This is a genomic window from Snodgrassella sp. ESL0323, from assembly GCF_013346865.1.
Taxonomy (GTDB): domain Bacteria; phylum Pseudomonadota; class Gammaproteobacteria; order Burkholderiales; family Neisseriaceae; genus Snodgrassella; species Snodgrassella alvi.
In genome coordinates, this window is record NZ_JAAEDT010000011.1 from 110,782 (window position 1) to 129,636 (window position 18,855).

20 protein-coding genes, 1 pseudogene and 1 riboswitch are annotated in these 18,855 nt (G+C 40.5%); of the genes and pseudogenes, 7 read left to right on the top strand and 14 right to left on the bottom strand.

All coding sequences use genetic code 11. The features are described 5' to 3' along the window. Positions 1-279: 279 nt before the first annotated feature. Entirely contained in the window at positions 280-432 is a 153-nt protein-coding gene (locus GY065_RS02660; RefSeq protein ID WP_174832986.1) for a hypothetical protein, read from the bottom strand. A 320-nt stretch (positions 433-752) separates the two neighbouring features. Continuing rightward, a complete protein-coding gene (locus GY065_RS13350) occupies positions 753-875 on the bottom strand; it encodes a hypothetical protein (RefSeq protein WP_256433016.1) in 123 nt (40 codons plus the stop codon). Positions 876-1,050: 175 nt separating this feature from the next. On the opposite strand from GY065_RS13350, the pseudogene GY065_RS13190 reads away from it, so the two are divergent. Next, positions 1,051-1,324 (top strand): annotated as a pseudogene (locus GY065_RS13190) (IS3 family transposase); the annotation flags it as partial. A 66-nt stretch (positions 1,325-1,390) separates the two neighbouring features. On the opposite strand, the gene GY065_RS02665 reads toward GY065_RS13190, so the two are convergent. Next, positions 1,391-2,215 carry a helix-turn-helix domain-containing protein gene (locus GY065_RS02665; protein ID WP_174832987.1) on the bottom strand — a complete coding sequence of 275 codons (825 nt, stop codon included), beginning with the start codon at positions 2,213-2,215 and terminating at the stop codon, positions 1,391-1,393. A gap of 202 nt (positions 2,216-2,417) precedes the next feature. Here GY065_RS02665 and GY065_RS02670 point away from each other — a divergent pair, with 202 nt between their 5' ends. Further along, a complete protein-coding gene (locus GY065_RS02670; protein ID WP_174832988.1) occupies positions 2,418-3,782 on the top strand; it encodes an MFS transporter in 1,365 nt (454 codons plus the stop codon). A gap of 130 nt (positions 3,783-3,912) precedes the next feature. Here the strand turns inward: GY065_RS02670 and GY065_RS02675 are convergent, their stop codons facing one another. From GY065_RS02675 to GY065_RS02685, 3 genes are read right to left on the bottom strand one after another with little or no spacing between them, the layout of a single operon-like run. Next, positions 3,913-5,283: a histidine kinase dimerization/phospho-acceptor domain-containing protein gene (locus tag GY065_RS02675; RefSeq protein WP_174832989.1), complete on the bottom strand. Its 1,371-nt coding sequence runs from the start codon at positions 5,281-5,283 to the stop codon at positions 3,913-3,915. After that, complete coding sequence (locus GY065_RS02680) at positions 5,280-5,942, bottom strand: response regulator (protein ID WP_037475621.1); 663 nt, start codon at positions 5,940-5,942, stop codon at positions 5,280-5,282. Before GY065_RS02680 ends, GY065_RS02675 begins: the two co-directional genes overlap by 4 nt. 6 nt (positions 5,943-5,948) lie before the next feature. Next, positions 5,949-6,647 (bottom strand): VIT family protein, encoded by a 699-nt coding sequence (locus tag GY065_RS02685; protein WP_084548249.1) that lies wholly within the window; start codon positions 6,645-6,647, stop codon positions 5,949-5,951. A gap of 145 nt (positions 6,648-6,792) precedes the next feature. On the opposite strand from GY065_RS02685, the gene GY065_RS02690 reads away from it, so the two are divergent. The 3 genes from GY065_RS02690 to dcd all read left to right on the top strand — a co-directional run bounded on the left by GY065_RS02690 (position 6,793) and on the right by dcd (position 10,295). Then, positions 6,793-8,409: a phosphoethanolamine transferase gene (locus GY065_RS02690; RefSeq protein ID WP_174832990.1), complete on the top strand. Its 1,617-nt coding sequence runs from the start codon at positions 6,793-6,795 to the stop codon at positions 8,407-8,409. A gap of 327 nt (positions 8,410-8,736) precedes the next feature. Beyond that, entirely contained in the window at positions 8,737-9,639 is a 903-nt protein-coding gene (locus tag GY065_RS02695; RefSeq protein WP_025330195.1) for a recombination-associated protein RdgC, read from the top strand. A gap of 89 nt (positions 9,640-9,728) precedes the next feature. Continuing rightward, entirely contained in the window at positions 9,729-10,295 is a 567-nt protein-coding gene (dcd, locus tag GY065_RS02700) for a dCTP deaminase (protein WP_025330196.1), read from the top strand. Positions 10,296-10,368: 73 nt separating this feature from the next. Here dcd and GY065_RS02705 read toward each other — a convergent pair whose 3' ends face one another. The 6 genes from GY065_RS02705 to GY065_RS02730 all read right to left on the bottom strand — a co-directional run bounded on the left by GY065_RS02705 (position 10,369) and on the right by GY065_RS02730 (position 16,506). Further along, on the bottom strand, positions 10,369-10,713 hold the full coding sequence (locus GY065_RS02705) for a DMT family protein (RefSeq protein ID WP_084548254.1): 345 nt from the start codon (positions 10,711-10,713) through the stop codon (positions 10,369-10,371). A 668-nt stretch (positions 10,714-11,381) separates the two neighbouring features. Further along, entirely contained in the window at positions 11,382-12,488 is a 1,107-nt protein-coding gene (locus GY065_RS02710; protein WP_244621470.1) for a class I SAM-dependent methyltransferase, read from the bottom strand. Positions 12,489-12,649: 161 nt separating this feature from the next. After that, positions 12,650-13,342, bottom strand: coding sequence for a Bax inhibitor-1 family protein (locus GY065_RS02715; protein ID WP_174832991.1), 693 nt, complete (start codon positions 13,340-13,342; stop codon positions 12,650-12,652). A 209-nt stretch (positions 13,343-13,551) separates the two neighbouring features. After that, a complete protein-coding gene (locus GY065_RS02720) occupies positions 13,552-14,166 on the bottom strand; it encodes a 7-carboxy-7-deazaguanine synthase QueE (RefSeq protein WP_174832992.1) in 615 nt (204 codons plus the stop codon). Then, complete coding sequence (queD, locus tag GY065_RS02725) at positions 14,163-14,591, bottom strand: 6-carboxytetrahydropterin synthase QueD (protein WP_174832993.1); 429 nt, start codon at positions 14,589-14,591, stop codon at positions 14,163-14,165. The genes GY065_RS02720 and queD overlap by 4 nt, the downstream gene beginning before the upstream one ends. Positions 14,592-14,674: 83 nt before the next feature. After that, positions 14,675-14,720: riboswitch (PreQ1 riboswitch) on the bottom strand. Positions 14,721-14,835: 115 nt separating this feature from the next. After that, a complete protein-coding gene (locus GY065_RS02730) occupies positions 14,836-16,506 on the bottom strand; it encodes an AarF/ABC1/UbiB kinase family protein (RefSeq protein WP_174832994.1) in 1,671 nt (556 codons plus the stop codon). 72 nt (positions 16,507-16,578) lie between these two features. Here GY065_RS02730 and GY065_RS02735 point away from each other — a divergent pair, with 72 nt between their 5' ends. Further along, positions 16,579-17,118: a C40 family peptidase gene (locus tag GY065_RS02735; RefSeq protein ID WP_037475942.1), complete on the top strand. Its 540-nt coding sequence runs from the start codon at positions 16,579-16,581 to the stop codon at positions 17,116-17,118. Positions 17,119-17,135: 17 nt separating this feature from the next. Further along, entirely contained in the window at positions 17,136-17,333 is a 198-nt protein-coding gene (locus GY065_RS02740) for a hypothetical protein (RefSeq protein ID WP_232617000.1), read from the top strand. Between the two features lie 216 nt (positions 17,334-17,549). Here GY065_RS02740 and GY065_RS02745 read toward each other — a convergent pair whose 3' ends face one another. After that, complete coding sequence (locus tag GY065_RS02745) at positions 17,550-18,074, bottom strand: hypothetical protein (RefSeq protein ID WP_037475947.1); 525 nt, start codon at positions 18,072-18,074, stop codon at positions 17,550-17,552. 130 nt (positions 18,075-18,204) lie between these two features. Beyond that, the gene (locus GY065_RS02750; protein ID WP_037475949.1) at positions 18,205-18,831 is read right to left on the bottom strand and encodes a BON domain-containing protein; all 627 of its coding nucleotides are present in this window, start codon (positions 18,829-18,831) and stop codon (positions 18,205-18,207) included. Positions 18,832-18,855 lie beyond the last annotated feature (24 nt).

Genomic DNA, 18,855 nt, shown 5'->3' on the forward strand with positions numbered 1-18,855 from the left:
ATCCGGTTCTTTTTCCTTAAGATTATCCGCAATGTTTTTTTCAATAGAAACAACACGGAATGAACGGTTAGGTCCTTTTTCACAATATATGTAATAAGTATTTCCAGGTTTGAATTTAGTATTTTTTATATATCGACTACCTTCGAGCCTAGATCCGCTACCTATTAGCTCGTTACATGTAACGTATAATTCATCAGGAACAGGATATAAGTAGAGTTCTCTATAATAGCTATTATTGGTATTCAGATATGCTGACAGTTTATTTCCATATATATCTTTTTATAAACCTATTAAATGAACAGATCGCTCATTTTTCGGCATGTCTTTTTCAAATTTGCCGATAGGATGAAGCTGAGCTAATTCATAAGGAGCGCAGCCAGAAATGCTGAAGCCAATAAACATTAATGAAATATATTTTAAAAAATTATTCATGATTTTTCAATGTAAAAACAATTATTAAATAATATAGTTTATTTTATATTTTGTAAATATTAATATTTTTCAAATAGCTAATATACATTAGCTATTCATAATTAATTTGGTATATAAAAATAATTATTGTATAGATAGTATATATAGATATTGCATCAGATTTTCGATTATATAGATTTTTAATAATGACAATAAGAATTTATTATTTTAAATTAAATTAAGTCATTTAAGTAAGAATGCATTGTATTATGATGTTTTTCGTTGTAGTTTTACTTGGAAATTAATAGTTTTATTTTATACTTTCTAATCTTTACTATATTTTATTGCAGCCAGTGCAGCTGGGTAATCCCATCAACAATAGACAACCCCAAGCCACTGCTACTATTTTCTTGCCCTGTCGGCCGGAAAAAGCGTTCATACAGACGTTTAGTTTTTTGAGGCAATATTATTACAGGAATTAATAATACTGTATTCAGAACTATAGAGAATGGCATTATCAGGCAGATTACGGATAAGAATAGTCAGCAGGGTATAATCACGTAATACTGCCGCCGCATCAGTATTAAATTACTGCAAGATACGCTACTGGCGTTCATGTACTAGCAAGTTCACACTTAGAATTTACGAATAAAGCCCCACAAAAACGCTTTAAACGAGTGAAACCTGATTCATTAGCGGTTCCCAGAACATCTATGAATGTTGGTCAATGGATTTTATGCATGACCAGTTGACTGACTGACGGAGCTGCCGATTATTTAATGTGATTGATGATTTTAATCCAGAAGGCTTAACTATAGAAACGGACTTATCTTTGTCCGCAGTTCTGGTTATAAAGTCGTTAAATCAGATCATCCAATGGCAGGGGCAATCTGAATCGTTACGCTGTGATAATGAGTCCTAGTATATTAGTGAAAAACCCTCTGCATGGTTAAAAAATAAGGTTTATGTTGTGTTGTATTTAACCAGGCAATGTAATGTGAGTGAAGTCTCGCCATGAGAGACGATTTCTCATGGCTTTTTGGTAGTTTCCCGGTGTGATCCCGAAATTTCGTCGGAAAATAGAAATAAACCCGCTAATATTGTCATAACCTAAATATAAAGATATTTCTGTGACTGGTTTTTCAGCTGCAAGCAATTCTAACGCTTTTAACATGCGCAGTTTCTGACGCCATTCTGTGAAATTAAATCCGGTTTCATTTGTAAACCGACGTGTTAATGAGCGTCGGGAAATGCCAGCCCATATGCCCCAGTCGTTAAGTTTTCTATCATCACCAGGATTATCACACAAAGCTAAAGCGATTTTTAACAGACGCATATCTTTTGGCATTGGAAGTGCTAGCTCAACTTGAGGCATTGTTCTAATCTCGTCAAGGATTACGGCAATTAATCGCTTCTGTTCCGGTTCCAGTTCTGAATTATGCCATGACATGGTTCGTGTAATTGCTTCACGCAGTAAGTCAGATAATTCTAAAACGCATGGTTTGACAGGTAGTTTAGTACATGCGTTTTTTTGTATATAGATGCTCCATCCTTCGAATGGTCCATGTGATCCAAGAAGACTATGCTGTACATTTGGAGGTATCCAGACACCATGAGTTGCGGGCACTACCCATTGACAATTTTCTGCTTCAATTGAAATTAAACCCTGTAATGTGCCGAGTAATTGTCCTCTTGAATGACCATGACGTTGTGTCACTCTCTGGGAAGAGTGGCTTACTGTCGATATGATCATCGGTTCGCTATCAGAAGAAGCGATCTGTGGAGAAATGAGTGGAGTATTCATTGATATGGCCCCGATGGGATATTTTGTGGCTTAAATTGGTTAGTAAAACTCTATTCTACTGGCTATCCTGAAGTCCTAATAATTGTATTGAAGATAACAAGTTAGCAATAAATAGATAAGTTGTAGATGAGCAAAATAATAGTTTTTTATACAAATTTATTGGTTATTTTCAAATTTATTAATCATCTAGAGAGAGTTTGACATGGCACAATCAGTTGAGCTGACGGTCGCAGAAAGAAAGTTAGTGTTTGCTATGACGCTATCTAGTATATTGCCATTACTGGATAGCAGCATTGTTAATGTTATTTTATCCTCAATTTCGAATGACATTAATGCTTCTTATGCTTATATACAATGGGCTGTTACTGTATACATGCTGGCCTGCGCTGCGGGTATATTACTATCTCCTTATATACATGAAAATTTTGGACTCAAGAAAGCATGGATATCCTCAATTTTTGTTTTTCTTGTAGGTTCTATATTGGTTGGATTTTCATATAATCTGGTGTCTTTGATTCTGTTTAGATGTCTACAAGGTTTTGGTGCAGGAATATTAATTCCTATTACTCAATCCACGATAGCGACTTATTTTGGTAAGGAAAGACTAAAGCCGGTTATGGCATTGATTGCTATTCCGTCAGTCTTTGCACCTGCACTAGGACCAGTTTTTGGAGCAATCATATCAGAACAGTTAAATTGGAGAATAGCTTTTTTTATCAACATACCTTTAGTACTTGTGGCTTTTTTCTTTGGCAGGACGACAATACCTGAGAATAAAACGTCTAAATGCAATATGAATATTTATGTATTTTTGACATTTTTAATTTCTTTAATTCTATTTTTTATCTCTATTAAAAATATCGCATCTGGGCATTTTTTTGATATTTCTAATATTATTATGCTGGTTTTCGGTATTGGTTTGATGATGATTTCGCTTATTACTAATAACAGGTCAGACAGTAAACTGATTGATTTAAGTGCATTTAATAGTCCTCAATATTCAATGTCAATAATGATGGGGTTTCTGACATCGCTTATCTTTTTTGGTTTTATGATATTTTTTCCTTTAATACAAGCAATAAAGGATAATGTATCTATTACATATATTGGTATGCTGCTTGCCCTGCAGGGTGTAGGTGCCTGGTTGGCTAGAAAATTTATTTATAAATCTCTAAGTGAGATAAATTCATTTCTAATTATTGGTGTAGGATTACTAATATCAGCAATAAGTATATTAATTATTCAAGTTGGTGGGAACGCCTCTGAGATCATCGGTTTTACTGTCCGAGGTTCCGGATTAGGCGTCGCCACGATTGCTGTTCTCTCTTCTCCATTCGAGTTTTGTGATAAAAATCAAATTAAGGACACGAGTGCTGTCACGCGTGTTGTTCAGCAGATTGGCGGCGCATTTGGGGGAGTATTATCAGGAATACTTATTTACCTGACGCAATCTCAATTAATTTCAGTAAACAATGCTTACCATGTAATGTTTTTTGTATCTCTTGTATTTGGTGTTATTGCTGTTATTGCCTATATTTTCTTTGGTCGAGTGAATAAAATCGCCTAACATAAGATTTGGTTTGTTTATATAAATTTTGGGCGCCGATTAACAAGCCTGTTGCTGAGAGAATAGTGCAAACATTAGCTAAAAGTCTCACCACTTTACAAACAAATCCTCAGTTAATATTATTATTGTATTATGATGCTTTTTGTTGCAGTTTAACCTGGAAATTAATAGTTTCATTTTTATATTTTTTAATCTTTACTATATCTAATTCCATTTGCAGCCAGTGCAGCTGGGCAATACCATCAACAATAGACAGCCCCAAGCCACTGCCACTGCTTTCTTGCCCTGCCGGCCGGAAAAAGCGTTCACGCAGACGTTTCAGGTTTTCTGAGGCAATATCATTACAGGGATTAGTTATGCTGATAGAGTTTGTGTTTAGGGTTAAATTAATAATACTGTGTTCAGGACTATAGCGAATGGCATTATCAAGCAGATTACGGATAAGAATAGTCAGCAGGGTATGGTCACCGTAAATAGGTAATACTGCTGCCGCATCAGTATTAAATTGCCGCAGGATACGACACTGACGTTCACGTGCCAGCAAGCTTACACTCTCTATAGCGTCATTGGTAATATCTGTCCAGTTAACTGCTTCGGTATGGGGTAACTCGGTAAGTGGGTCAAGACGGGAAAGAGTAAGAAGCTGATCGACTAAGCGGGTAGTGCGTTCGATGCTGTGTTCAATGTTGCGTACACGCTGTTGCTGAGCATCGTTCAGACTGGTAAGTGCCAGTACTTCTGTTTGTACTTTAAGTGCGGCTAACGGGCTGCGCAGTTCATGTGCTGCATCTGCTGTGAAGCGCAGTTCACGTGCGCGAGATTGTTCTATACGCTGAAATAAATCATTCAATGCATTGATAATAGGCAGAATTTCGGTAGGCACAATATTGGAAAGAGGTGTAATACTGTGTGGTTCTCTATGGTACAGAGTTTGTGCCAGTGTCTGAAGTGGCTGTGTACCACGGCGTACGCTCCATGCAATCAGCCATAGTAAAAGCGGCAGAGCAAGTATAGATACTGCCAGTTGAGACCATACTGCACGCAATACAGTTTGCAAACGTTCGTGCATACTGAATGATACGGCTACTTTGAGTTGCTGCTGAGGATTGTTCAGATAAAAAATACGCCATGCATGGCTTTGCCACCAGTATCCCTGATTGATAAATCCCTGATAATCCGGTTGATAGGGAATAGACTGGCCTGTTTCATCGGCATTAATCAGTTTACCTTTATACCAGATGGCGTATCCGGATTCTTTGGCATCAATAAGCCCGCGCTGTGGTTTTGGAATAGATGGTAAAGCGGGATATTGGCTGGAATTGAGGTTGATCGGTGTATGTAATAATCGCTGTGCCAGCTGACTCATCTGGGTATCACCGGCTTCATTGATTTCATGCATTACCGCCACTGCGCTAATGATGGCTGTCAGAATCCACAGAAGTGGCAGGGTGATACCAAGATAGATAATTAAGCGCCGACTAATAGCGGTGGTTGGCTTCAAGGTGCCTCTCCGAGCTGATAGCCCAGTCCGCGCCGGGTACGAATAATGGTTGTGCTGATTTTTTTACGTAAATGATGCACGTGTACTTCTATAGCATTGCTCTCGACTTCCTGTTCCCAGCTATACAGTTTATCTTCGATTTGAGCACGGCTGAAAACATGTTGCGGATGAGTGACGAGTAGTTGTAATAACAGCCATTCACGCTGGGTAAGATTAAGTGGTTTGCCATACAGGCAGGCATGACAGGAGTTAAGTTTCAGACTCAGCTGCCCGAAGTTAATTTCGGTCTGACTGATGCCCTGACTGCGACGAATAAGCGCATGCAAACGTGCAATCACTTCATCAAGCGCAAAAGGTTTACATAAATAATCATCAGCACCGGCATTCAGACCGGCAAGTCTGTCGGGCAGGGCATCGCGGGCGGTAAGAATCAAAACCGGTGTGCTGAGATTCTTGCTGCGCCAATGGCTTAAAACGTCCATACCATCTCTTTCTGCCAGACTTAAATCAAGTATTACAGCATCGTATGGCGCTACACTTAATGCCTGTTCTCCAAGGCGGCCGGATGCAAAAATATCGCATGCCATACCTTGCTGGCTCAGACCGGCAGTGAGGCCGTCAGCAATGTCTCTGTCATCTTCAAGAATCAGTATACGCATATTTTTTCATATAGTGATACCAATAATCCGACCTATCATGCTGGTAAAGGCCAGTGCAAGTGCACCTAATATGACTATTCGGATTACAGCCGGACGTTTGGGAGCTCCGCCCAGATGTGCTGATATGCAGCCCAGAATACCAAGACCGGCTATGGTGGTAACCGACAGTATGCTCATCAGCCATACGGTAGAGCTTAACAGAGATAGTAATACTGGTAACAAGGCACCGCAAGCAAAAGACAGTGCGGAAGCCAAAGCTGCCTGAAGCGGATTGGCTTTACTGACTTCGGTGATACCGATTTCCTCACGGGCGTGGGCTTCAAGAGCATTATGTTTGGTTAGAGCTTCGGCAACCTGTTGTGCAAGTGTTTTGTTTAAACCACGCTGACGATAAATATTAGCCAGTTCTTCCAGTTCTATTTCCGGATATCGGATAAGTGAGTCCAGCTCTTTGCGTAAATCAGCTGCTTCTGTATCGCGCTGGCTGGAAACGGAAACATATTCTCCCGCAGCCATAGAGGCTGCACCTGAAACAAGCGCTGCAATACCGGATATAAGCAAGGTATGCTGATCCGGATCGGCTGCTGCCATCCCCATTAGCAGGCTGGCAGTGGAAATCAGTCCATCGTTAGCGCCAAGAACGCTTGCGCGTAACCAATTGTTACGATTAGAAAAATGTTGTTCATCATGCCATGACTGGCTCATTTCGGGCTCCTGATAAGTACAAATTAGTACTTTGCAGACATATTAATTACCGTACCACAATGACGCCTCTTATTGGCATGGTTTACCTTAAGCTTCACTTAAGGCTGTTTTTTTACACTTGCCGCTGTTTAGTTAACAGGGGCTGATGATGCAGTCGAAATGGGTATTAAGCAGCAATCGGGCCATATTATTGCTCAGTATTTATGTCTTATTGATATTTAATGTAGGTTTCTGGAGCTATCTGTTTCAGCATGTAACCCTGAAAAATAATGTTATTTTCTGGTTTACCGTGCCTGTTCTGATGCTGGCAGCAATGAATTTTTGTATGCAGTTGTTATTCTGGCCATATTTACATCGGTTGATGGTGCCATTGCTTCTGTTGCTGGGTTCAGCTGTAAGCTATGCAGTGATGATGCAGCATATTTATTTTGATGCCAATATGCTGCAAAACATTATGCAAACTAATATAGGTGAAGCCGGTGCCTGGCTGACGCCTCAATTCTGGATGTGGCTGGGCATTACCGGCTTATTGCCGGCGCAGTGGTATTGCTGGGGTGTTAATATTCACTATACAAAACCATGGTATCGTGAATTCGGCAAACGAATTGTTGTCATAATTGCTTCTTTGATTACGGTTTTTACAGTTATTCTGCTTGCGTATGGCAGTTATATTTCTTTTTTCCGAAATAATAAAACTGTGAATCATTTAATAGTGCCCACTAATTTTGTCGGAGCAGCAGTAAAAACAGCTTATAACACATATGATGCTCATCAGCCTTTGCAACGCATAGGAATGGATGCCAGTCATCAGCGTCATGGGAATAAACGGTTATTGATACTGGTGATAGGTGAAACCACGCGCGCTCAGAATTGGGGATTGAATGGTTATCAGCGTCAGACTACGCCAGAGCTTGCTGCTATGGGTAATCAGGTTGTCAATTTCCCTCAGGTTAGTTCGTGTGGTACAGCAACGGCTGTGTCTTTACCCTGCCTTTTCTCGAATATGCCACGCCAGCATTATCAGGCTAATCTGGCAAAACATCAGGAAGGGCTGCTGGATGTTTTGCAACGTTCAGGAGTTGCAGTAAGCTGGCGTGATAATGATGGCGGGTGTAAAGGTGTATGTGACCGTATCCGTCATCTGGATGTGCGGGACTGGGCTCCGAATTTGAAATGTAATAGTGATGGTTGTCTGGATGAAAGCCTGTTAATTAATTTACACGATATGATTACTAATATGCCTGATGATGCTGTACTGGTATTGCATACAATGGGTAGTCACGGTCCCGCTTATTATCAGCGTTATCCTGAGATATTCCGGCGCTTTACACCGACGTGTGATACGAATCAGATTCAGCAGTGTACAAGGGAGCAATTGCGTAATACATATGATAATACGGTGCTGTATACAGACCATATACTGGCAGAAATAATTAAGTTATTACAAAATGAATCCGGTCTGGCCAGTGCGATGTGGTATTTTTCTGATCATGGAGAATCTTTGGGTGAAAACGGTATATATCTGCATGCAACACCCTATGCCATTGCACCGGAAGAGCAAACCCGTGTACCTATGCTGTTCTGGGCAAACCATGATTTTTCCAGTATCAGTAATCTGGATATGGACTGCTTACGCCGGCATGCGCATCAGCAAGAATTTTCACATGATAATATTTTTCATTCAGTACTGGGACTAATGGATGTGAGAACCAGTGAATACCAAACTCAGCTGGATTTATTCGCATCTTGCCGGCATATATGAATGCTGATAATCAGCAGTGAATTTAAAAAATGTTCAGAATATGGTTATTATATGACGTAAATTCAGTCAGTATTGGAAAACACCTAAGATTATTTTCATTACTGATTCATATCTTTGATTATCTATGACAAAATAAATTTTTTGATTGAGATTTATATTAAATATTTATATTTATCAATATAAGTATTGCAGATAGGATTATTGATTATAAATCTGAATGAATAATTAAATAGAAAGCTGTTTAAAAGCCGGTTTATTGTTTTCCATATTGTGTGCCGGCTGCCGTATAATCACTCATTTCCTAGTTGGCTGTGAAAGAAATTACGCATGTGGTTTAAGCAATTAAGTATTTATCCGCTCAATAAAGACAATTTGCCGAATTTAGAAACTTTGGTTGATAAGCTGACCGAAGCTCAGTTTAAGCCGTGTATGGGATTGGATTGGGACAGTATTGGTTTTGCCAGTCCTGTATCGTTTAGCCCTGAGATGGTATTTCCGGCACAGAATACGTGGCGCATTGCGCTAAAAAAAGAAGAAAAAGTATTACCGGCAGCCGTGGTGCGCGATATTCTTGACGAAAAAATTAATGAAATACGAGAAGCTGAGGGGCGGAATGTCGGGCGTAAGGAGAAGATGGAACTGAAAGAAACCATCACCGATGATTTGTTACCGCGTGCTTTTACTAAAAGTGGTAAAACAGAAGCCATTATTGATACTCAGCGCGGCTTATTAATGATTAATCAGGCCAATGCCAATCGTGCTGAAATGCTGCTTACGAAATTACGTGAGGCACTGGGTGGGCTGGAAGCGAAGCTGCCACGCACTCAGCAGTCGCCAGGCAGTCTGATGACGGAATGGCTGTTAAGAGGAGATGCTGCCGGTCATTTTGAGCTGGACTGTGATTGTGAACTCAAAGGACTGGGTGATGCTGCACCAGTAGTTCGTATCAGCCATCAGGATTTAACCGCAGAGGAAGTGGTTAATCTGGTCAAAAATGGTAAGGTTGTTACTCAGTTGGGGTTATGCTGGCAGGACAGAGTACGTTTTGTGCTGACGCAGGATTTTACTCTTAAACGTATTCAGTTTCTGGATGTGATTCAGGAAGAAGCAGCGGGGCAGGGAGACGATATGCAAAGTATAACCTTTGCATCACAAATACTGATGGCAGAAGCCTTAGGCGATCTGCTTGCTGAGCTGGTGCATCATCTGGGCGGCTGGTTACCGGAATAATGGCTTAAAACGGCGTAAATAGTCGCAATTTGCCTGCAACAGTGGCATTGGCTTCGGTATAATGCGCTAAATTTATTAAGGATACTGTCATGAGTATTAAGTCAGACAAATGGATACGCCGTATGAGTGAAGAACACGGCATGATTGAACCGTTTGAACCTAATCAGATTAAACAGTTAAACGGTGAAAAAATCATTTCCTATGGTACTTCCAGCTATGGTTACGATATTCGCTGTGCACGCGAATTCAAGATTTTTACTAATATCAACAGTACTATTGTAGACCCGAAAAATTTTGATACGCGTAATTTTGTAACTGTTGAAGACGACTTTTGCATCATTCCGCCTAACTCGTTTGCTTTGGCACGTACTGTGGAATATTTCCGTATCCCGCGCAATGTTCTGACTGTTTGTCTGGGTAAATCCACTTATGCACGTTGCGGTATTATCGTTAATGTCACGCCATTTGAACCTGAATGGGAAGGCTATGTAACTCTGGAATTTTCCAATACCACACCATTACCGGCAAAGATTTATGCTAATGAAGGAGTGGCACAGGTATTGTTTTTTGAAAGTGATGAAGAGTGCGCTACTTCTTATAAGGATCGTGCCGGTAAATATATGGGGCAGACGGGCGTAACTCTACCTAAAGCTTGATATAAGTCTGTGTTTGAAAAAGGACGCGATTGCGTCCTTAAAAATTTGGATGTTCAGGCGGCGGTTTTACAGATTAGCGTTTAAAAGCAAAATACACTGCACCAAGAATAAAGCCGAAGCTGATTAAATAGTTAAGTCTGAATTCATCTTTTAAATAAAGAATCGCAAACAGGGTAAATACGACCAGTGTCACTACTTCCTGAATAATCTTCAGTTGAAATGGTTTTATCCCCCAATGTGCCCCCAGATGATTGGCCGGCACTGCAAGACAATATTCAAATAGAGCAATTCCCCAGCTAATCAAAATAATCTGCCAAAGCGGAAATTGGTAATTATTGGGTTTAATATGCCAGTACCATGCTGTAGTCATGACCAGATTGGATGCTGTGAGCAAACAAATAACAATTAAGTAATGCATAATGATGTGATGTATATAAATTGATGATCTCTTAATAAGATAAATCATACAATGAAGAAATGGTTTTGTTCATATACTCGGAATGAAAAATATATCTTACTGCAATCAATGTTTTATTCAAAGATAAATAGCAGGAAGTAATAGAAATGTAATAAGTAATTAATACAAAATTTCAGATGTTTTATTGATATATATTTCAGCTTTGAATTCAGTTGTATATTTACACTCAATATTAAGTATATCTGTAATTATCTGGAATTGTATTGAGATAGTTTAAGTAAAAGGTTTACTGTATCTGCGAGTAAAGAGTACAGATAGTGTTTTGAGTAATAAAAATGATGAAGCAGATATTGATTAAGGAAGAAGGTTTTTGCAATATGTGTCTGGATTAGTAATTAAAATATATGCTTTTCAACTGAATTTCTTACAAACTGAAATTAATTTCAATTTGGCGCCAGGCAATGGTGATATATCTGAAAAAAATATTTATAACTTGTAATTCTAAATAAATCAATAATTTTTATGTTAAGGGTGAGCTGGACGTTGAAAGTGGTTTCCGGTGCTATTAAGTTCACTAAATTATAGTTTATGTTTGTGAATAGATTTTTTGTCTGTATGTACTGATGAGGAATAAAACAGGTGTTTGCATTACTATGCAAACACCTGTTTTATTGAATGCCCAATTGCCACAAAGAAGTGATTTCACGATTACGGGCATAGGAAAGTGGATGATGTTGTTCCCGGGCTTTTTGATGTGTAGGTTGGGTATCGATTTTCTGAATAATTTTTAACCCTGCTGCTTCTATCCATTGATGTAAGGCTTCTGAGGGGCGTAAGCCCAGATGTTCAGCTATATCGGACATAATCAGCCATACCTGTCCGTTTGCTGAGAGGTGGTTTCTGACATTTTCCAGAAATGTTTTCAACATTTGATGGTTGGGGTCATAGAGTGCGGTTTCTATATCGCTGGTTGGCTTAGCGGGTAACCATGGAGGATTGCAGACAATAAGATCGGCCGTGCCCTCAGGAAACAGGCTGGTATGCTGAATATGAATTTGTTTATTTAAACCCAGACGCTCTATATTTGCTTGTGCGCATACAATGGCGCGCGGGTTATTATCTGTTGCAATGATTTCAGGTATTCCACGCTGTGCGAGTATAGCAGCCAGTACGCCACTGCCGGTTCCGATGTCCCATGCTGTCTGACAGGCAAAGGGAAGTGCTGCATGGGCAACCAGTTCAAGATATTCACCGCGTACGGGCGAAAATACACCGTAAGGAACATGGATTTTTTGTCCTTGCAATGCAGGAATGGAAACGCCGGTTTTATGCCACTCATAAGCGCCAATATAGCCTAATAACAGATGCAATGGCAGAAGTAGGGCGTTCTGATTGGGTTTGCCGAATACGTCGTTCAGAGCAGCTGCAATGTCTGGTGCGCGACTATTGTTAAGTAAGCCCTGAGGTTGAATCTCTACTAATAGAAGCTGGAACAGGCGGCTGTGCTGAGCCTGTTGCAAACGATGTTTATGAAAATCAGTATGAATACGGGCTTTACTGCGAACACGTTTTTTAATCGCAGCCAGTAGTTGTTTACCCTGATGATAATCACCGCGCCAGAGCAATGCAGTATGCTGACGCATGAGTTGAATCGCCTGTTCAGCGCTGATCTGAGTGATAGCCTGAATGTGTTCTGGAGCGGGATGGCGGTTGTCGCCTCCCCAGTCTGCCTGCATGTTTTGTGCGTTTTCTGTCCACTGGATGGTTTCGTTCATGTTTATTTATTATGTAAAAGATAATTATAAAAGAATAGGAAGTTAAATAGGGCGCAGATGAGCAAAGGATTATTTTCCTGTTATACACATAATTTTTGCAGAAATAAAAACTGCCTGAACTTATTTTGATGTTCAGGCAGTTGAGTTATTGAAATATAATTTTAACGGTCATCCATAATTGCCAACAGAATTTGTACCAGGCTGCTAAAAATATTGTACAGAGAGATAAATAAAGTAAGTGCTGCACTGGTTGCACTGTCTTCACCACCGGCAATAACAGTACGGATTTGCCACATGATCATCAGTGAACTGAAAATAACAAAACCAGCTGCGATAGTGAGTGACAAGGCTGGTAAATGCAAAAACATATTCAGAATCATACCGATAATTAAAACAACTGCACCAATGATCAGGAACTGACCAATACCTTTCATTTCAGATTTGGAACGATGAGCAATTGTTGCCATGGTAAAAAATACGGCTGCTGTCATTAATGCTGCCATACCTATGATTTTTGAGCCGACAGAAGAAGCCATAAGATATTGTAAAAGCGGTGAGATATAAAATCCGATACCGAAAGTAAAAACCATTAACAGGGCTATACCTAAATTGTTATAACGGTTTTTTTCAATTGCAAACATCAGTCCATAAGCGAAAATCAAAAACGCTACTACTGACAGCCAAAAATTACTAAACAGGGTAAAAAAGTTTACATAAGTACCTGCATAAGCACCTGCAGCGCAAGGGATGAATGAAAGCCCGAGCAAGGCATAGGCTTTACGTAAAACAACTGCCTGCTGGTTTTCGCCTGCCTGACCCAGCTGGGTGAAGTCGTAAGTGTTACGGGATTGCATAAATAAGATTCTCCGTGATTTTGTCAGTAAATAATTTCTCTGGTTAATTATATTGTAACAATTGTTGGCAGAATATGCACATTAATGATGAATTGTTACGCTAAAAATATTGATTTTAGTTTTTACATATACTTTTTATGATATTAGGCTGATTTGTATTTTTTCAAGGATTTTGAATCGGCCGCAGAATACATAGATGAGTAGAAATATTATTCTATATTGGCCAATTTGTGTGTCTGAATGCTTAGCAACCATTTATTATTATGGCGGTTTTGATTCAGTCTGCCGAGATATTGTAATGTAGTAAGCATATTGAATTGGTTGTTTTGTTCGCAGGGCGAAAGAAAATAGTGTCTGGCCTGAATATGTTGTTCTATGTTCTGGCAGAAGGTAAGAAAATCCGGATGGTTTTCAACTACAATGCGTACTTCGTCAGCCTGGCGCTGTAGTGGAAACGGATATTGGTGACGATAATAAAATTTCGGGCTCAGGGCTATATAGTCGATAAGCGGGTCTACTGTGCCCAAACCATTGCTTTCGATGGCAAGATAATAATTTTCCTGTTTAAGTGCGTGTAAAAGTAGGGGCAGTTTTTTGTTGATAGTAGGTTCGCCGCCGGTAATGATTATGTTTTTACTCTGAAACTGACTGACGGTATTGAGGATGTGCTCCAGGCCCATACTTTGGTAACTCATAAAGTCAGTATCGCACCATGGGCATTTGAGGTTACAGGCTGCCAGACGGATGAAAATAGCAGGCATACCGGTATTGTAGCCTTCGCCCTGTAGGGATTCGAAGATTTCGACAATATTAAACTGAATCATGAGCTGGTATTCTGATATTCGCAATAGGAAGTAGGGGTTTCCCATAGGGTAATTTTGGATACTGGCAGATGAGCTGTAAGCTTATTGAAGATAAACCGGCTCATGCTTTCAGCAGTAGTGCGACAGGGAAAGGCAAATACTTTTCGCTCCATTTGGCGAAGGAGGGCTGCGATTTTACATTCGTTGCTATTGGTTTCATCATACAGATAGGCATGATCCAGCTGGCTGATAATTTGCTGGTTAATGATATTTTTGATGTCGGAAAAATCCATAACCATTTCTTTGCTGGATCCTTGCAGATGTAGCTGGTCGCTTACTTCGACAATCAGGCGATAGGTGTGTCCGTGCAGGTTATGACATTTGCCCTTATGCCCGTCCAGCATATGGCAGGCATCAAACTGGAATTCTTTGGCGATTTTAAACATATTTTCTGTCTAAAAGCCAAACAAGAAAGATTTGTCATTAAGAGAAGATGATATTGCAGAATACAGTTGATACATGTGTAGCAAGGCTCCTAGTTTTTTTTCGTGGGATGGATTGCGAACCACGTGGTTATTCAGTTTTCAATAACACATTTGCTGTGTGAAGGAATTTCTATTACTTCAAGTATATATTTTAATGGTTTCAGCTGTTTTCTTACAAGGGTAACTGAGTAACTGCGGTGTTGATTCAGTGTCGTCCTGAGCGCCAGATTGACCAGATTACCCAGAGGCTGTTGCTGAATGCCAGTAAATAGCCAATCAGTCCGAAAAACGACAGACCGAAGATTTTCGGGCCGGAATTAATACTCATAACAATAGATGAGCCAATGATAAGTGCCGCTGTAACAATTCCCATTGTCAGGCGATTAACAACTTTATCCAGCTGGTTGTTAAATTTATCGATGTGCTGAATATTCAGGTTAACAGGGAGCTGTCCGTGCCGGATGCGTTTACTTAGACGTAATAGATTTTGGGGTAGTGTATCTATTACCTGAGCTAAAAGATGTAACTGTATTTTATTGTGGCGCCAGATTGACTGGATGTTAAAGCGATGGCGTAGTACGTTCCTGATGGTGTTTCGTGCATGATTTAACAGTTCAAAGTCGCCGTCTATTTTTTTTATAACGCCATCAAGGGTAATCAGGCATTTGAACAGGATAATCAGATCCGCAGGCAGTGTTAGACCATGTTCACGGATAATATGGGTAATATCGTTAATTATCTGACTAATACGCAGTTCTTTACTGTTGAGCTGCTCATAATTATTCAGCATTTCCAATACATCTGTTCCGAGCTGGTCTTCGTTTATGGTTTCTCCCTGCGCCCAGTTGGACAAAACATATTGCAGTGCAAACTGGTCGTGTTCCAGCAGTGCATGAATCAGAGTGATGATTTCCTGATGGCGCTGCTGGCTTAGCCGACCGACAAGACCGAAATCAATTAAGGTGATTCGTCCATCATTTCGTACTAAAATATTACCTGGATGCGGGTCTGCGTGAAATAAACCATGCTGTAATATCATATCAAGAATGGTATCGACCAGTGTGGCTGCAAGTTTTTTTCGCTGCTGCTTGTCCCAGCCGGTGAAATCAAGATTTTTAAGTAAAGTATCGTCAATATATTCTTGTACTAATATTTGCCGGTTAGAATATGCCGCATAAGTTTGTGGTATATGGATTTGCTGCTGATGGTTGTAAAGACGGGAAAAATGTTGCATATTGCGACGTTCGGCAGACAAATCTGTTTCTTTTTCGAGTGAACGGGCAAAATATTGCACCATTTGTACCGGATAATAACGTCTGGATTCGGGTATTTCCGATTCAAGCAGTTGTGCTATGTGGTTAAGAATACGCAGATCAGCTGCTACGGTTGACTCAATACCCGGGCGTTTAACTTTAATGGCGACCTGTTCTCCGCTGATAAGTGTCGCGCGGTGAACCTGTGCTATGGATGCGCTGCCGACAGGCTGAGCTTCTATATTACTGAAAATGCTTTCCAGTGGCTGGTTAAGCTGAGCCTGAATAATATTTCTGATGTTTGGAATCGGAAGAGGATGTGTGTTGTTTTGCAGATGGGCAAATTCCTCTGTCCATTCTTCTCCGAAGACATCGGTACGGGTAGCCAATATTTGTCCGAGTTTGATGAATGTTGGTCCGAGCTCTTCAAAGGCGAGCCGCACTCGTTTTGGTGTGCTCAGGTAGTGCTGGTGATTCTGACCTGATTGATCGGAATGTTTGTACCAGCGTCTTGGTAATTTGATACGAACAAGAAATTCACCCAGACCATGTCTGGCCATAATGGTGATAATTTCGCGCATACGCGCCCAATCACTGATGAGAGATGAGTTGGGTGAAAACATATAATGAAGTCCGAAACAATTGCTGTCTACAGGATAGCAGAATTGTTTAATGAACAGATGGAATAATGTTTCATGAAGTGGATAAAAAAATTAATGAACACGGCAGCAGTATGTTTGTGTGCCAATTTCATTTTGATTCCGCCGGTAATGGCGGCACCAAACGAAGGTTTGGATAATGCGGCACTGGAGCGTTTAATCCGCGAGCGCACTGCTACACCGGCAGTACGTACAGGTGATGATGCCGGTGATTTGATTATGAATGCAATGGGTTTACTTGGTGTAGCCTATCATTTTGGCGGCAACTCCCCTACAAGCGGACTGGATTGCAGTGGATTTATGCAATATATCTTTCGCCGTAGTATGGGTATTACTTTACCGCGCAGCTCACGTCAGATGGCGACGGTAGGAGAGGCTGTCAGCCGAACCAGTTTACAACCGGGAGATCTGGTATTTTTCAGCCCGGGTGGCGGCGGAATTTCGCATGTAGGTATGTATATTGGTAATGGGCGGATGATTCATGCGCCGCGTACAGGTAAAAATATTGAGATTACCAGCATTGAACAAGGCTACTGGTCTCGTGCTTTTGTGACTGCGCGCAGGGTGAAACACTGATGAAACCTTTACCACCGATGCCGAAGTGGGTAGATGATGCGGGCAATGTGGTCTCTTGCACTGAAAAAATTAAGGTGATGCAGCAAAATATGCAGGAGATCTATGAGCTGGCACAGGAAGCTTTTGAAGACGGACTACTGATGGGGTGTCAGGAAAAGCAGTTACGCGCTTATCTGAGCGAACTGATGAACGCAGTGGAGAACCCCTATCAATAATGTATTGATAGTGTGTACTGCTTAAGCACTCATCGAACTTCATCTATCAAAATTCTGAATATTTGGTTATGTATGCTAATTTGTTGCGTACATAGCAATGGTTTACTGCTGCCTTTAAAATGATTAAATACAACTATGAAATTTTATTAGGGTCGCCAGTTGGCCATAAATAACGCCCATCGCAGGATGGGCGTTATTGTTGCTGTAAATACCGGTTTAAAACAGATTATCCAGCGGTTTGCCGTTATTACTGTTAGCTGCCGGTTTTTGCTTAGCTACCGGAGCTGGTTTAGCTGGAGTTTCAGAATTACTTTCTCTGTTTGTGGCTGCCGGTACATTGATAGGTGTAAGAGGCTGAACTTCCTCTGGATTCTCAGGTGTTGTTCTTGGGCCGGTATTCGTTCTGCCGGTGGTGGTAGATGGCAGAGTTGGTTCCGATGCAATTTGAGTACTGTCTGAAGCGGCCGTTATAGCAGGATTGGGTGAAAATACAGGTGTCGGAACATTACTGCCTGTTCCCGGTGCACCAGTCGGAGTCAGTACTTCAAAACTTGCCTGTGAGGGCAATTCTGTGGTTTCGGAGGAAGAATTCAGAACCTGCCATGCGTGGAAAACAAACAAGAAAACAGAGATGGTTAGAATTAAAAAGAGGCTCAGCAGGATTTTGCTAAAGGTACTCAGCCCAGTTTTAACCGCGTTTTTTTTATTTTTTGTTTCGGGTTTGGTGGGTTTAGTGCTCATGTTAAGGTAATCCTTCAGAGATATCTTTGTGTATAATATAGTTATTATACGCAGATTTTTGTTTATGCTAATCAGGTATTAACAGCTGCTGATTTGGTAAATTTAATGTATTCGCAGCAGAATGGTGTTATCAGGGATTTACCTGAGTGCTTTTGGGCGTATTTTCAAAAGTTTGATACAACGTAATTACTTTTTGTACACCTGATGTTGTGCTGATGGCAGATGTAGCAGCCTGCTGCTCATCTGGTGTCAAAATACCCATTGCATAAGTTATACCATTATAAGTAACCACTCTGACGTTATTTACCGCTACGCCTTTGGTATTAAGCAGATTAGTGCGTACCTTTGATGTTATCCATGTATCATCTGTAACATCACTTAATTTTCGGTTTTGATTAACGACATCAATATAATTATACACTTTCTGTGCAGCCGGTTCAGCACGGGCAACGCGCTCTACCAGATTTTTATCATTTTCACTGGCTACTAAGCCAAGTAAAAGTATTTGCCGGTTGTAGCTGATAACAGACAGTGTGGGCTGGAATTTACTCTTCTGGGCCTGACTATTCAGATATGAAATGGCTCCGTCGTGAATCCGTATTTCCATTACTTTATCATCAGCCTGAGCCCCAGTCGTGCGCCGGTCGATAACTGCTAAAGTTCCGACAGTAGCTCCGCCAACAAGAACTGCCGGACAACCGGTCAGGGTAGTGGTCAGACAAAGTCCTAATGCCAGAGCAGAAAGATATTTTTTCATGAAATACACCTGTAAATTGGTTGT

What these genes read in the sequence shown, in the direction of transcription:
- GY065_RS02660 (WP_174832986.1), bottom strand. Translation starts at nt 432, where the DNA reads ATGAATAATTTTTTAAAATATATTTCATTAATGTTTATTGGCTTCAGC.
- GY065_RS02665 (WP_174832987.1), bottom strand. Translation starts at nt 2,215, where the DNA reads ATGAATACTCCACTCATTTCTCCACAGATCGCTTCTTCTGATAGCGAA.
- GY065_RS02670 (WP_174832988.1), top strand. Translation starts at nt 2,418, where the DNA reads ATGGCACAATCAGTTGAGCTGACGGTCGCAGAAAGAAAGTTAGTGTTT.
- GY065_RS02680 (WP_037475621.1), bottom strand. Translation starts at nt 5,942, where the DNA reads ATGCGTATACTGATTCTTGAAGATGACAGAGACATTGCTGACGGCCTC.
- GY065_RS02685 (WP_084548249.1), bottom strand. Translation starts at nt 6,647, where the DNA reads ATGAGCCAGTCATGGCATGATGAACAACATTTTTCTAATCGTAACAAT.
- GY065_RS02690 (WP_174832990.1), top strand. Translation starts at nt 6,793, where the DNA reads ATGATGCAGTCGAAATGGGTATTAAGCAGCAATCGGGCCATATTATTG.
- GY065_RS02695 (WP_025330195.1), top strand. Translation starts at nt 8,737, where the DNA reads ATGTGGTTTAAGCAATTAAGTATTTATCCGCTCAATAAAGACAATTTG.
- dcd (WP_025330196.1), top strand. Translation starts at nt 9,729, where the DNA reads ATGAGTATTAAGTCAGACAAATGGATACGCCGTATGAGTGAAGAACAC.
- GY065_RS02705 (WP_084548254.1), bottom strand. Translation starts at nt 10,713, where the DNA reads ATGCATTACTTAATTGTTATTTGTTTGCTCACAGCATCCAATCTGGTC.
- GY065_RS02710 (WP_244621470.1), bottom strand. Translation starts at nt 12,488, where the DNA reads ATGAACGAAACCATCCAGTGGACAGAAAACGCACAAAACATGCAGGCA.
- GY065_RS02715 (WP_174832991.1), bottom strand. Translation starts at nt 13,342, where the DNA reads ATGCAATCCCGTAACACTTACGACTTCACCCAGCTGGGTCAGGCAGGC.
- GY065_RS02720 (WP_174832992.1), bottom strand. Translation starts at nt 14,166, where the DNA reads ATGATTCAGTTTAATATTGTCGAAATCTTCGAATCCCTACAGGGCGAA.
- queD (WP_174832993.1), bottom strand. Translation starts at nt 14,591, where the DNA reads ATGTTTAAAATCGCCAAAGAATTCCAGTTTGATGCCTGCCATATGCTG.
- GY065_RS02730 (WP_174832994.1), bottom strand. Translation starts at nt 16,506, where the DNA reads ATGTTTTCACCCAACTCATCTCTCATCAGTGATTGGGCGCGTATGCGC.
- GY065_RS02735 (WP_037475942.1), top strand. Translation starts at nt 16,579, where the DNA reads ATGAAGTGGATAAAAAAATTAATGAACACGGCAGCAGTATGTTTGTGT.
- GY065_RS02740 (WP_232617000.1), top strand. Translation starts at nt 17,136, where the DNA reads ATGCCGAAGTGGGTAGATGATGCGGGCAATGTGGTCTCTTGCACTGAA.
- GY065_RS02745 (WP_037475947.1), bottom strand. Translation starts at nt 18,074, where the DNA reads ATGAGCACTAAACCCACCAAACCCGAAACAAAAAATAAAAAAAACGCG.
- GY065_RS02750 (WP_037475949.1), bottom strand. Translation starts at nt 18,831, where the DNA reads ATGAAAAAATATCTTTCTGCTCTGGCATTAGGACTTTGTCTGACCACT.